The organism is Clostridium sp. TJA032, from assembly GCF_058310275.1.
In genome coordinates, this window is sequence record NZ_JBZEFB010000001.1 from 1,198,270 (window position 1) to 1,211,731 (window position 13,462).

Annotated in this window: 11 protein-coding genes and 1 other annotated feature; of the genes, 5 read left to right on the forward strand and 6 right to left on the reverse strand. The window is 27.6% G+C overall.

Annotated features, from left to right (window positions below):
• Window positions 1-115: 115 nt before the first annotated feature.
• The gene (dapD, locus tag AC4FRL_RS05575; RefSeq protein WP_491139215.1) at window positions 116-826 is read left to right on the forward strand and encodes a 2,3,4,5-tetrahydropyridine-2,6-dicarboxylate N-acetyltransferase; all 711 of its coding nucleotides are present in this window, start codon (window positions 116-118) and stop codon (window positions 824-826) included.
• 35 nt (window positions 827-861) lie between these two features.
• Here the strand turns inward: dapD and AC4FRL_RS05580 are convergent, their stop codons facing one another.
• Both AC4FRL_RS05580 and AC4FRL_RS05585 read right to left on the reverse strand, forming a co-directional pair.
• Entirely contained in the window at window positions 862-1,518 is a 657-nt protein-coding gene (locus tag AC4FRL_RS05580) for a single-stranded DNA-binding protein (protein ID WP_491139216.1), read from the reverse strand.
• A 115-nt stretch (window positions 1,519-1,633) separates the two neighbouring features.
• The gene (locus tag AC4FRL_RS05585) at window positions 1,634-2,410 is read right to left on the reverse strand and encodes a polysaccharide deacetylase family protein (RefSeq protein WP_491139217.1); all 777 of its coding nucleotides are present in this window, start codon (window positions 2,408-2,410) and stop codon (window positions 1,634-1,636) included.
• 107 nt (window positions 2,411-2,517) lie between these two features.
• Here AC4FRL_RS05585 and AC4FRL_RS05590 point away from each other — a divergent pair, with 107 nt between their 5' ends.
• The 3 genes from AC4FRL_RS05590 to AC4FRL_RS05600 all read left to right on the forward strand — a co-directional run bounded on the left by AC4FRL_RS05590 (window position 2,518) and on the right by AC4FRL_RS05600 (window position 5,813).
• Window positions 2,518-3,048 carry a DUF4364 family protein gene (locus tag AC4FRL_RS05590; RefSeq protein WP_491139218.1) on the forward strand — a complete coding sequence of 177 codons (531 nt, stop codon included), beginning with the start codon at window positions 2,518-2,520 and terminating at the stop codon, window positions 3,046-3,048.
• 64 nt (window positions 3,049-3,112) lie between these two features.
• Entirely contained in the window at window positions 3,113-4,222 is a 1,110-nt protein-coding gene (locus AC4FRL_RS05595; protein ID WP_491139219.1) for an AI-2E family transporter, read from the forward strand.
• Window positions 4,223-4,436: 214 nt separating this feature from the next.
• Window positions 4,437-5,813 (forward strand): LCP family protein, encoded by a 1,377-nt coding sequence (locus tag AC4FRL_RS05600; RefSeq protein ID WP_491139220.1) that lies wholly within the window; start codon window positions 4,437-4,439, stop codon window positions 5,811-5,813.
• A 41-nt stretch (window positions 5,814-5,854) separates the two neighbouring features.
• Here the strand turns inward: AC4FRL_RS05600 and trhA are convergent, their stop codons facing one another.
• The gene (gene trhA, locus AC4FRL_RS05605; RefSeq protein WP_491139221.1) at window positions 5,855-6,496 is read right to left on the reverse strand and encodes a PAQR family membrane homeostasis protein TrhA; all 642 of its coding nucleotides are present in this window, start codon (window positions 6,494-6,496) and stop codon (window positions 5,855-5,857) included.
• Window positions 6,497-6,627: 131 nt separating this feature from the next.
• On the opposite strand from trhA, the gene AC4FRL_RS05610 reads away from it, so the two are divergent.
• On the forward strand, window positions 6,628-7,104 hold the full coding sequence (locus AC4FRL_RS05610) for a cupin domain-containing protein (protein ID WP_491139527.1): 477 nt from the start codon (window positions 6,628-6,630) through the stop codon (window positions 7,102-7,104).
• Between the two features lie 55 nt (window positions 7,105-7,159).
• On the opposite strand, the gene AC4FRL_RS05615 is transcribed toward AC4FRL_RS05610, so the two are convergent.
• The 3 genes from AC4FRL_RS05615 to AC4FRL_RS05625 form a co-directional block, all read right to left on the reverse strand.
• The gene (locus AC4FRL_RS05615; RefSeq protein WP_491139222.1) at window positions 7,160-8,731 is read right to left on the reverse strand and encodes a ClC family H(+)/Cl(-) exchange transporter; all 1,572 of its coding nucleotides are present in this window, start codon (window positions 8,729-8,731) and stop codon (window positions 7,160-7,162) included.
• Between the two features lie 108 nt (window positions 8,732-8,839).
• Entirely contained in the window at window positions 8,840-10,162 is a 1,323-nt protein-coding gene (locus tag AC4FRL_RS05620) for a bifunctional folylpolyglutamate synthase/dihydrofolate synthase (RefSeq protein ID WP_491139223.1), read from the reverse strand.
• A gap of 170 nt (window positions 10,163-10,332) precedes the next feature.
• Complete coding sequence (locus tag AC4FRL_RS05625) at window positions 10,333-12,975, reverse strand: valine--tRNA ligase (protein ID WP_491139224.1); 2,643 nt, start codon at window positions 12,973-12,975, stop codon at window positions 10,333-10,335.
• Between the two features lie 124 nt (window positions 12,976-13,099).
• Window positions 13,100-13,316: a binding site (T-box leader), on the reverse strand.
• Window positions 13,317-13,462: the final 146 nt, after the last annotated feature.

Sequence of the window (13,462 nt, forward strand, 5' to 3'; positions counted from 1 at the left end):
CGATTTTCTCTTTTATTGATAATCATTTTTGTTTATAATAATTTATATTGTATGTTATATTTTAATAAATATATAAACAAAATGCATTAAAAAAATAGAAAGGATGTAATTTAATATGAGTTATAACTTTACAGATCCATATGAAATCGCAAGATTCATAAAGGAAGTAAAAAAATCAACTCCTGTTAAAGTTTATCTAAAAGGTAACTTAGAAGGTGTAGAATTAGGTTCAATAGAATGTTATGGAAATAATGATTTCTATGTATTATTTGGAGAAAGTGATGAGGTTTCTGCTTTCTTAGTAGAAAATAAAGATAAAATAGTAAGCTTTAGACTTGAAAATGATAGAAGAAACTCAGCTATTCCAATGTTAGATCTTTTAAACATAAATGCTAGAATAGAACCTGGTGCTATCATAAGAGACAGAGTGTCTATAGGAGACAATGCTGTTATAATGATGGGAGCAGTAATAAACATAGGTGCTGAAATAGGCGAAGGTACAATGGTAGATATGAACGCTGTAATCGGTGCTAGAGGAAAACTTGGAAAAAGAGTTCACTTAGGTGCTGGTGCTGTTGTAGCTGGTGTTTTAGAACCACCTAGCAAAACTCCATGTATAATAGAAGATGACGTTTTAATAGGAGCTAATGCTGTTATACTTGAAGGTGTTAAAATTGGTAAAGGTTCTGTTGTAGCAGCAGGTTCTGTTGTAGTTGAAGATGTGCCAGCTGGTGTAGTAGTAGCTGGAACTCCTGCTAAAATAATCAAATCTGTAGATGAAAAGACTAAAGATAAAACAGAAATTTTAGATGATTTAAGAAAATAATAAAAAAGCCATGAATAAATTCATGGCTTTTTATATTAAGATATTTCTTCACCTGATTCTTTTTCCTCAGCTTCAGAAGAAACCTTTTCCATTTTAGAAATGGATACTTCGTATGCTATCTTTTTAATAACTTCTGTTTCAGATATCTTCTTTTGATATTCTCTACTTTGAAGTCTTCCCCAAATTCTTATATTGTCTCCAACTTTTAAACTCTTACAAAATCTTGAATTTCTTCCCCAAGCAATTGTTGGTATATAGTCTGACTTATTGTAAGATCTGTTTACAGCTAATAATAAATCAGCAATTTCTCTTCCAAAAGGAGTTGTTCTATAAACTGGTTCCTTACAAATAAATCCGTCTAAGAAGATTTCATTAGGATTCTTACTTCTTTCTTCACAGTATTCTATATTTCTTGCAAATACAGTTAAGATAAGCTTATTGTTTCCATCTATAAATTTATTATAACTTCTTAATTGCCCTTCAACGATGATTTCAGTTCCAATTTTTAAGTCCATAGTAGTTATTAGTCTCTCTGAGACAGTGATATTTAATAAGTCTTTTGAATCACTTAATCTCATAACTTCTAAATTAAAAGTATAGAAACCTTCTCCATACATTTCGTGACTGAACTCTAATTCTGAAGCCACTGCTCCTTCTAAATAAATTTTGTTGTTTAACATTAAATTATCCATTTTAACCTAAACCCCTCTCCCCATTAGTGTTTAATCATATAAGTTTAATATGTTTTTTGTATTTATCTGTATATCTAATAACTATTTCCATTATAATACATTTTGTTCAACGATTTCAACCTTTAATTTGTTTCCTTTTATTTAACAATTGTTTTCCATTGTCATCTATTTCGTAACTATTTCTATATATTATGTCGCTTATTTTAACAAAGTTAAAGCCTTTTTCTTTTAATTTAGGAATTATTCTTCTTAAATTTTCTACAGTATATCTTCCATTATTATGATATAAAATTATAGAACCTTCCTTTGTATTATTAAGAACTCTTTTATATTCCTCTTCCTTATTTTTTCCCATCCAATCTATACTATCTACATCCCATTGAATAACTTTATAATTTAAACCTTCTATAAAATTTAAAGCTTCCTCATTATAGGAACCACTAGGAAACCTAAATAAATCTGTTTTTACATTAATTTCACTTTCTATTATTCTTTCTGTTTTTTTAATTTCTTCTTCCATTCTTTCTTTACTTATTTTTTTAAAATCAGGATGCACATAACTATGGTTTCCTATTTCATGTCCTCTTTTATAGATTTCTATTAATTTTTCTTTATTTCCTTCAGGATACACAACCCATTTTCCCATTATAAAAAATGTAGCTTTTATATCATGTTCATCTAGTAAATCTAAAATTTCATACAAATAATCTTCTTCAGCCCAATTTACATCAAAGGTAATTGAAATTTTTTTATCCTCTCTATGAACACAATGGATTGGCTTTTTTCCCTTTGCAAGGATTGTTGTATTAATAAAAAATGTAAAAATAATAAATATTAATGTAAAGCTTAGTAAGGATTTTTTATTTATAAAAAAATTATTGTTATTTATCAAAGTATTCACTCCTTAATATTTAATATTAATCAAATAACTTTATTATCATAAAACATATATGGTATAATAGGATTATTATTTCAAAACAGTTATGGAGGAAAACATAAATGTATGATAGCACATTAGAATTAGCCGAGAATAAATTACTTCTCTTATATATAATAAAGTCTATAAAATATCCTATATCTAACACTCAACTTACAGATATAGTATTAGAAAATAGCTTTATAAATTATTTTATGTTACAGCAGTACGTATCTGAGTTAATTTCTTCTGATTTTTTAGAATATAAAACCCAAGATGACAATAAAGAAATTATAGTTTTAACAGATAAAGGTGATAAAGTTTTATCCTTTTTTAAAGATAGAATATCCCCAAACAAGTTAAAACTTATAGATGAATATGTACGTAAACATGAAGAAAAAATAAAAAAAGAACTAAGTATATCTGCAGATTATACTGTAGGAGAAGATAGTTCCTTTATAGTAAAGCTTAAAGCAATAGAAAATAACACTATTTTAATTGATTTAAGTGTAAGCGTTCCTTCAAAAACTGAGGCAAAAGCTATTTGTAACAAGTGGGAAAACAATTCTTCCGATATATATAACAAAATAATTCATGCTCTTATAGAAGACTAATAATCCTATTTATATTATTAGCAAAAATCTTTATAAAATTTATACACTTAGGGGGAAGACATAATTGTTTAAAAAACGTAATTTTCACTTTAACTGGCTACCTTTAATATTAATATCCACACTTGGTATAATGTTGATTTTTAATGTTAAAAGTATTTTCAGCGACGGAATTAGACCATTTTTATCAGTTTTAACGCCCTTTTTTTGGGCCTTTGGAATAGCTTATTTGATAAATCCTCTCATGATGCTTATTGAGAGAAAATTTAAACTAAAGAGAGCTTTTTCATTAATGATAAGTTACATTTTAGTTATAATATGTGTTTACATATTAATTGCAATTATTGTTCCTACAATATTTGATAGTTTATCAGAACTATTTAGTAATTTAAGTCAATATGCATCTTCTGCTGAAAAATGGATAGATAGCACTTTAGATAGTCTAAATATTCCTTTAGATTTAAATCACATAAATACTTCTGCTACAGAATTTATTTCAAAAACTTCAACTTTACTATCTAATGTAGTAGGCAGTCTTTTAACTCAAACTATTAAAATAACTTCATCTGTTGTTAAATTTGTATTTGGATTTATTATTTCAATATACATGTTAATGGATAAAGAAAAACTTATTAAGGGTTGTAAAAAGATTATTATTGCAGTTATGCCATCTACTAAATCTTCTGAACTTTTCATAAGTTTTATGGGAGAAGCTCACAATATTTTTAGTAGATTTATAATAGGTAAGATTATAGATTCTCTTATAATTGGTGTTCTTTGTTACATAGGCTTACTGTTAATGGGTACTCCATACTCAGTGCTTATTTCATTTATTGTAGGATTAACAAATATGATTCCATACTTCGGACCTTTCATAGGTATGGTTCCTGCTTTTATATTAACACTTATTGTAGAACCATCTATGGCAATTTGGGTTCTTTTATTCATCTTTGTACTTCAACAATTCGATGGCTGGTACTTAGGACCAAAGATTTTAGGAGACAAGGTAGGTGTTTCTCCACTTTTCATAATATTGGCAGTTACTGTAGGTGGTGGAATCTTTGGAGTTTTAGGAATGTTCTTAAGTGTTCCTATAATTGCTCTAATAAAAATATATACAGAGAAATTTATTGAATATAGGCTAGAAAGTAAAAAACAAAAAAATAATGAGTCTTAAAAAAAGGAGAATTTTATATTCTCCTTTTTTTAATATTATTATTTAATTTAAAAATATAATAATATTAATTAATTTAATTTTTATTCCTGTTATTTATTTAACTAATTGTTAATAATCATTTAAATATAATGTATAAAGGTAAATATTATGATATCATTAAGTAATTAAGTTTCTATTACTTATTAAAACGTTTAAATTTAAAAAAGGAGTACCTATGGATGAAAAAAAATCTTCTAAACTGAGTAAAAAGAAAAAAATTACTATATTTTCTGTACTTTTAATTTTTATAGTTTTATTTTCTATAATAGGATTTTTTATCTACAGATTTTATGCTCATTCCTATGAAGGAAATACTGAAGAAACTAAAGTTAATGTTGTAGATGAAAATATAAATTTTAAAGAAGTTCAGGGAGTAACAAATATACTTTTATTAAGTAGTGATGCAAGACCTGGTGAAGATACCTCTAGGTCAGATTCTATTATGATATTAACTATAGATAATGTTAATAAAAAACTAAAGGTAACTTCTCTAATGAGAGATATGTTAGTTGAAATAGATGGGTATGGAGAAGAAAAATTAAATCATGCCTTTGCATATGGCGGACCAACTAAAACTATAGAAACTATTCAAAACAATTTTGGTGTAAAACTAGACAATTATGTAATTGTAGATTTTAATGCCTTTGTTAAAGTTGTAGATGCTATAGGCGGAATTGAAACTACTATAAAAGACTATGAACTTGATGAACTTAACAAATATATATTAGACGGTGGTGGCTCAGAAGAAGACTTACTTCCTGCTCCTGGTACTTATAATCTAAATGGTTATCAAGCCTTATCCTATGCTAGAATTAGAAAAGTAGGAAATGGTGAATATGAAAGAACTGAAAGGCAAAGAGCACTTCTTCAATTAGCTTTAGAAAAGGTAAAGGATATGTCTCCTGTAAAATTAGTATCCTTACTTAATGAACTATTTCCTTATATAAAAACAAATATATCCTTAGGAAATGCTATAAATTATGGATTTACTGCCTTAAAAGTAGGAAAAGATTGCAATTTTGAGATAAATCAATTTAGAATTCCTTTAGATAGTATTTCAAAGGGAGGAATTATTGATGATAAAGGCTGGGTTTTTGTTATTGATAAGGTAGAAACAGCTAAGGCTTTACAAGAATTCATATTTAATGATAATGCAAATTATGAGCCAGACACTAGTAATTTTCAAAATATAACTGAGGAATATTTTAATGATTATAATATAAAAGATGACACAAATCATCCTGACTATGAATACTCTCCAAATAGTAATAATAGTAATAACTCAAAGGAATATTCACCTGAAAGTTATGATAACAATCAAACTTACGATAATAATGAAAATTTCAATACTGTTGAAGAGAATTATAATAACTTTGACAGTAATCCTGAAAAAACTCCTTCTAATAATGAGGAAAATAAAAATAATGAAACTAATGATAGCGAATCTTTAGACAAGCCTTCCCAATCAGGAAGTGAAAATTCTCAAGAAAATTCTTCAAATTCTAACTCATCAGAGGAGGCTGGAGAAATTTCTACAAATAATAATCAATAATAAAAAAACTATAGAATCTATTTTTAGATTCTATAGTTTTTTTATAAGTAAAATAATATTGAAATAAAGTGGCTTACACTTCCACCTAAAACAAAAATATGCCAAACTGCATGATTATAAGGCATTTTATCTGAAACAAAAAATATACATCCTAAGGTATAAAAAAGTCCTCCTATAAGAAGCCAAATAACTGCAGTATGAGGAACACTTTGCCAAACATCTTTTACGACAAAAAGAACAGCCCACCCCATAAATATATATAATAGTGTTGATAATTTTTCAAATTTATTTATAAAGAAAAATTTAAAAACTATACCTAAGATTGCTATAACCCATATAGCTAAAAGTATAAACATAGCTTTTTTATTATTTCTTAAACAAACTAACACATATGGAGTATATGTTCCTGCAATTAAAAGATATATAGAGGAATGGTCTATTATTCTTAAAAATCTTTTAAGCTTTTTATTTGGAACACTATGATAAAGTGTCGAGCCTAAATAAAGTAAAAAAAGAGTTATCCCAAAAATAGTAAAGCTAATCATCTTATAGATATCACCACTTAAAAAAGAGAAAATCATAAGCATAATAGCTCCTAATATAGCAAGGACTACTCCTATTCCATGAGTTATTGCATTTGCAATTTCTTCTCTTTTAGTATAGAAATTTAATTCTTCATTCATAAGAAAATCTCCCCCTTTTCTTCTTAAATTATTATATACATATTTTAAATTTATATTTGTAATTATATCATTTATGATTTATTATTAAACATGTTTAACAATAAATTTAACTGAAAGAAGGTTTTAACTTGATTGAATATTCTGCTGATTATTTTATAAATTCATTAAATATGCTTCCTCATCCTGAAGGTGGATATTTTAAAGAATCCTATGTTTCTAAAGATTTATTAATAAATGAAGGTCGCTCTCTTTATACAAGCATTTATTTTCTATTAAAAACTGGTGAAGTTTCAAATTTTCACAGATTAAAATCTGACGAAATGTGGTATTTTCATTGTGGAGAAGCCCTTACTATATATATGATAAGTCCTAAGGGAGAGTTAATAGAAAGAAAATTAGGATTAAATATTGAAAAGGGAGAATTTCCTCAAATTTTAGTTCCTAAAAATTATATTTTTGGTTCAGCTATGAATAAGGATGGTTTTTCTTTAGTGGGTTGCATGGTGTCACCAGGTTTTTCCTTTGAAGATTTTGAACTATTTGAAAGAGAATATTTAATAAATAAATATCCAAAACATGAAAAAATAATAAAAAAATTAACTAGATAAATACTATAAAAAAGTTCACATAATAAATTTATTATGTGAACTTTTCCTCTTTAAGTTAATTAATCTGGTAATATGTTTTTTTAGATATTTCATCATAATACTGAGGAGTATTCTTTTTACTAAAGATAACTTCTAAAACATCTCCAGCTTCTATTCTAAATTCTCCATTTGGTATTATTTCCTCTGCCCCTCTAAAAATTGTTATTATTAAACTACCCTTTGGCCATTTAATATCTTTTATTAATTTTCCATCTAACTCTGAACCAATTTTAACCTCAAAATCAAATACTTCTTTTTTCTTACTTCCACTACTAAATTTAATGTTCATTCTCTTTAATAAGTTTTCTAATAAACTTTCATAAATTGGTTTATTTCTAAGCATATCAGAAACTAAATAAGATACTGTAACAGTTATAGCAACTGGTAATAAATGTTTAAATGTTCCTGTCATTTCAGTTATAAGCATTAAACCAGTTATAGGTGCCTTAACTATAGATGCAAATTGAGCTGCCATAGCTAGTACTATAAAGTTTAAAACTAAAGATTGATCTAGTCCTAAATATTTGCTTAAACTTAATCCAAAAATACTTCCAACTAAAGCTCCTATAGCTAATAAAGGAAAAAATATACCTCCAGGTACTCCTGATGAATAACTAAAAAATGTAAAAATAAATTTTAAAACTAATATTATAATTAAAAATTTTATAGTAAAACTATTTCCTATAACACTTTCAATTAAGGAATCTCCTCCATCTATAACTTGAGGAATTGTTAAAGCTAAAACTCCAACCATGATGAAAGGAATTATAGTTTTAACTTGAACAGGAATTTTCTTTAAGGTTTTAAGATAAAACTCCTGTGTTTTTAATAAACCTTTATTAAAAATCCATCCAGTAGCTCCTAAAATAATTCCTAAAAGAATAAGTGTCCAATAATATTTTATTGGTAAGTTTTGTATTTCAGGTATTTTTATACAAAACTCATTTCCTAAAATGAAATTCTCCACAAAAACTCCTGTAAGAGAAGCTGAAAGTGCAGCCAACATAACAGGTAATGAAAAACTTCTATGTACTTCTTCTAAAGCAAATATTGCCCCTGATAAGGGAGCATTAAATATAACAGCAAGTCCTGAACTCGCTCCCCCTGTTATCAATAATCTTTTTTCAAAGTCACTTCTTTTAAAAATCTTTGCAAAACCCTCTCCTATAGAAGCTCCAATCTGAACAGAGGGACCTTCTTTACCTAAGGAAAGGCCAGAGGCCATACATATTATTCCTCCAATAAATTTATCTCTTAATACTCTTATCCAATTTACAGTTATTTTCCCATTTAATTCTCCTTCAACTTGTGGTATACCACTTCCACCAATCATAGGATTTCTCTTTACTATAATTCCAACTACAAAACCTAATATAATAAGTAATAAAAATAATGGAATTATTAGTTTAGGATTTTCCTTTGTGTAAGAATAAAGCTTATTAAAATGCTCCATACCAAAACCAATTATAGCTTTATAAACCATAATTATAAGCCCTACAATTACTCCTACAATTATACCTTGTACTATTATCTTAAACTCTAAATTGTTTATTAACCCGCGTACTTCTTTATCTTTATCCTTTTCCATATAATCACATCCACAACATTTATTAATAAATTATATACCTTTTGTTAATAAAAGTTCAAACTTTAAACACCTCATTTAACCAGTTAAGTTTAATTTATCTACTTAACTCTAATACTTTATACTTCTTAATGATGTATACTCTTTATTTCTTATAGTTTTTCTCATATCTCCAACCATGTATAAAGAACCACAAATCAATAATAAATCCTCTTTATCTGTAAGGGAATAAGCTTTATCATAAGCTTCTTTATAATCCTTAAATTTAAAAACTTCCTTTACATATTTTTTAGCTTTATTATATAAATCATCTATATCTTCTGCTCTTTCACTATGAGGTTCAACTATAATAACTTTATCTACCTCCTTGCATATTTCTTTAACCATCTCATCTACCTGCTTATCTCCTAATATACCTAAAATTAAATTTATATTTTTAAAATTAAAATATTCTTCTATGCTATTTCTTAAATTTTTTATACCATCTATATTATGTGCACCGTCTATTACAACTAGAGGCTTTTCTTTTAACACTTCCATTCTTCCAATCCATTTTACCTTTTTAAATCCTTCCTCTAAAGCATAATTGCTTATTTTAACTCCACAATCTCTTAATTTTATTAAAGTTTTTAGAGCTACTAAAAAATTATTTACTTGATGTTTTCCTAAAAGTGATAAATCAAATTTTAATATTTCATTATTTATTGATACCTCTATGCTTTGAATATGTTTTTTCTTATTTATTACTACTTTTTTTACTTCTTTAGGATTTACAACCTCTAAAGAACATCCTAATTTTTCGCAGGTCTTTTCTATTACAATTAAAGCTTCTTTAACTTGAGGATAGGATATTACAGGAACACCTCTTTTTATAATCCCACATTTTTCCTTAGCAATTTCCTCAATAGTATCTCCTAAAATATTCATATGGTCTAAACTTATAGAGGTAAGTACAACAACCTTAGGATTTATAACATTAGTTGCATCTAATCTTCCACCTAAACCAACTTCTAATACTGCATAATCAACTTTATTTTTTGAAAAATAATAAAACATTAATGCAGTTATTATTTCAAATTGAGTTGGACTATCATACCCTAAATTAACAACTTTATCTATGGCTTCTTTTACCTCTTCCATAAGCTCTGATAATTCATTCTTTTTTATGTTCTCTCCATTAATTTGTATTCTTTCCTCAAATTCTTCTAAATAAGGAGAAGTATACATTCCTACCTTAAAACCAGCCTCTTTTAGAACGGATGCTATCATAGCAGTAGTTGACCCTTTTCCATTAGTTCCTCCTACATGTATAAATTTAATATTTTTGTGTGGATTTCCTAAAAACTCTAAAACCTTCTCAATTCTCTCTAAACCTAAATTCATTCCAAATTTTGATGCAGTAACAATATACTCCATAGCCTCTTCATAATTCATAATTATCTTATTCCTCCTTAAAAAGATATAAGAAAAGTGTATCTTAAGAAACTTAAATAACACTTTTATAAATATTAATAAGAATAACCTAAACTTTTATTTAAATAATCCTTTTAATATTTTTATAAGCTTATTTAGGCACTTTAGATACACTAAACTTTATTGTTATATTATTGTAGAGCCTCTATTCTTTCTAAAACAGCCTCTAACATTTCTTTATATTTAACACCCTTTGCTCTTTCTTCATTAACTACTTCCTCTGGCGCTTTACTTACAAATCTCTCATTAGAAAGCTTTTTCTCAACTCTTAGAATTTCTCCTTCAAGTTTAGTCTTTTCTTTGTTTAATCTTTCTAATTCTTTCTCTCTATCAACTAAATCAAGTAATGGTAAGAATAGTTCTCCACCTTTAACAACTACTGATACTAAGTTGTCATCTAAGTTATCCTTATTATCTAAGAAAGTAACCTCTGATGCTGATGCAAGCTTTTCTAAGTAAGCTCCACCATTTATAAAGGCATCTTTAGCTTCTTCTGATGCATAAGCCATAACTTTAGCTTTTCTTGAAGGTGGTACATTCATTTCAGCTCTTAAATTTCTTAAAGATTTTATAGCTTCCATTATAAATGTCATATCCTTCTCAGCTTTTTCATTATTTAAAGCTTCATCATATGTTGGCCAAGCAGCTATTGTAATTGACTCTGTTTCTGTACTTAAGTGAGTATATATTTCCTCAGTTATAAATGGCATTACTGGGTGTAATAATTTTAATCCTGTATTTAAAACAGTATAAAGAACATTAAATACTACTCCCTTAGCCTTTTCATCATCACCATATAATACTGGTTTTACTAATTCTATATAATAATCACAAAACTCTGTCCATAAGAAATCATGTACTTTTTGAAGAGCTATTCCTAACTCATATTTTTCCATGTTTTCTGTAACTTCCTTAATTAGTGAGTTCATTCTTGATAATATCCATTTATCTGCTAAGCTATACTCTTTGCAGTCTTTGTATTTATCCATAAGCTCTCTATCTAAGTTCATCATAACAAATCTTGAAGCATTCCAAATCTTATTGGCAAAGTTTCTTGCAGCTTCAACTCTTTCAGGAATATATCTTATATCATTTCCTGGAGCATTTCCTGTTACTAACATAAATCTTAATGCATCTGCACCATATTCATCTATAACTTCTAAAGGGTCTACACCATTACCTAAAGATTTACTCATTTTTCTTCCTTGAGCATCTCTTATTATTCCATGTATTAATACTGTATCAAATGGTGTTTCTCCCATATTATGAATTCCTGAGAATATCATTCTAGCAACCCAGAAGAATATTATATCATATCCTGTAACTAATGTTGATGTTGGATAGAAAAACTCTAAATCTTCAGTTCTATCTGGCCATCCTAAAGTTGAGAAAGGCCATAGTGCTGAACTAAACCAAGTATCTAAAACATCTTTATCTTGTTCTATATTCTCTGAACCACAATTACAACATTTAGTTGGGTCTTCTAATTCAACCATTATTTCTCCACAATCTTTACAGTAGAATACTGGTATTCTATGTCCCCACCATAATTGTCTTGAAATACACCAATCTTGGATATTTTCCATCCAGTTGAAGTAAGTCTTTTCAAATCTTTCTGGAACAAACTTAGTTCCTTTATTTCTAACAACTGCTATAGCAGGGTCTGCTAATGATTGCATTTTTACATACCATTGTTTTGATATAATTGGCTCAACAACAGTACCACATCTATCATGAGTACCAACATTATGAGTATGAGGTTTTACCTTAACTAATAATCCTAATTCCTCTAAATCTGAAACCATTTGTTTTCTAGCTTCATATCTATCTAAGCCTTTGTATTTTCCACCTAAATGATTTATTATACCGCTATCATCCATAACCCTTATTTGTGGTAAGTTATGTCTTTTACCAACTTCAAAGTCATTAGGGTCGTGTGCAGGTGTTATTTTAACTGCTCCTGTTCCAAATTCTACATCTACATAATCATCTGCAATTACAGGTATTTCTCTATCAGTTAAAGGTAACTTTAACATTTTACCTACTAAATGTGCATATCTTTCATCCTGTGGATTAACAGCTACAGCACTATCTCCAAGTAAAGTTTCTGGTCTAGTTGTAGCTATTTCTAAAAACTCTTCAGAACCAACTACTGGATATTTAATATGCCAGAAATTGCCTTCTTTTTCTTCATACTCTATTTCAGCATCTGATAAAGCTGTTTGACACTTAGGACACCAGTTAGTTATTCTATTTCCTTGGTATATTAAACCTTCTTTATATAACTTAACAAATACATGTCTTACTGCCTTACTTAATCTATCATCCATTGTGAATGCTTCTCTTGTAAAGTCAGCTGAACATCCCATTTTTTTAAGTTGCTCTCTTATTCTTTCTCTATACTCATCTGTCCATTCCCAAACTTTTTCTAAGAAAGCTTCTCTTCCCATTTCTTTCTTATAAAGACCTTCTTTTAAAAGTTCATTCTCAACTTTAACTTCTGTTGCTATACTAGCATGGTCTTCTCCTGGTAACCATAAAGTACAATATCCTTGCATTCTCTTAAATCTTATAAGCATATCTTGAAGTGTATTATCAAGTGCATGACCTAAGTGTAATTTACCAGTTATATTTGGTGGTGGCATTATTATAGTATAAGGTTTTTTACTCTTATCTACTATAGGAGTAAAATACTTTTTCTCTTGCCAAGTGCTATAAAGTCTTTCTTCAAACTCTTTAGGATTATACGTTGTAGAAATATTTTTATTATCCATTAGACTAACCTCCTTAAAATTTAAACACATTTTATGTATTTATATAAAACATTTCAAAAACTATCTTGAAACATCTTTTAACAAATTAATAATATTTTTAGGCAATAAAAAAAGTCCCCATCCTTAAAAGGACGAAAACTCGCGGTACCACCTTTTTTCCCTCATTAAAAGGGCTCTCTAAAATTAACGACTGAATTTATGCCGTCTTTGATTACTTTAATCTTTTCATCAAAGAAACTCAAAAGCTACCTTCAAGATATCAAACTTAGAAATCTTACAGCCTAGGGATTTCCTCTCTTAAAGTTCTTCCTATCTTTACTCCTCTTTATCTCTGTTTATAAGCTTATTTAAATTATAGATATATCTTATACCATTATTTTAACTTATGTCAAGTAAAGAAGCTTAAATATAAGCTAAACTTTAAAAGATTTAATATTTAAATAAACATAGTTATTTAATTTATAATTATTATTTATTATGAATATTA